The organism is Arthrobacter sp. 01N444 (assembly GCF_056399305.1).
On the sequence record NZ_JBFTRB010000043.1, the window covers coordinates 1 to 497 of the forward strand.

The 497-nt window shown below is 62.8% G+C and carries 1 pseudogene; it reads right to left on the reverse strand.

The window, feature by feature from the left end:
* Nucleotides 1–402: pseudogene (locus tag AC1DKN_RS21015) on the reverse strand (hypothetical protein); the annotation flags it as partial.
* Nucleotides 403–497: the final 95 nt, after the last annotated feature.

The window sequence follows — 497 nt, forward strand, 5'->3', positions numbered from 1 at the left end:
TAGTAGCCACACAGGGTCGCCATAAACTTCGGGCACCTCGATTCCGGCATCCCGGTAGTGCTGGGCGCTGATCGGCCCACGCATCGCGCGGACGTCATAGGCCGTCCTCTCTGCGTTTTCGGCGAATACGCCGCCCCGAGCGTAGGTCCCCGTTCCCCACACAACCGCCGTGCCGTTAACAATCTCATGGCCGATGCTGCCGGCGGCAACGAGCTTGGTCTGGTCGGCGTCGAAGTCAGAATGCCGGATCGGTCGGCCTGCCAAGGCTGCTATCGTCACGGCGCTCAATGAATCGCCGAGATTCGCAAACCCTGAGGTGTCAGGTGTCGAAGCTGCCCAACAGAGCGCCAGAGCCGGTTGCTCCGCGAGTTCCTCTGCCGACACTTTGCGGTTGACCGACATGAATGACTTTCGGGTTGAAGGCACGGCCGATGACTTAGGTTCTACGTCGTCCAGCCCGAGCATGGCCGCCCTGAGTACGTGCGCCCGGTCCGCGA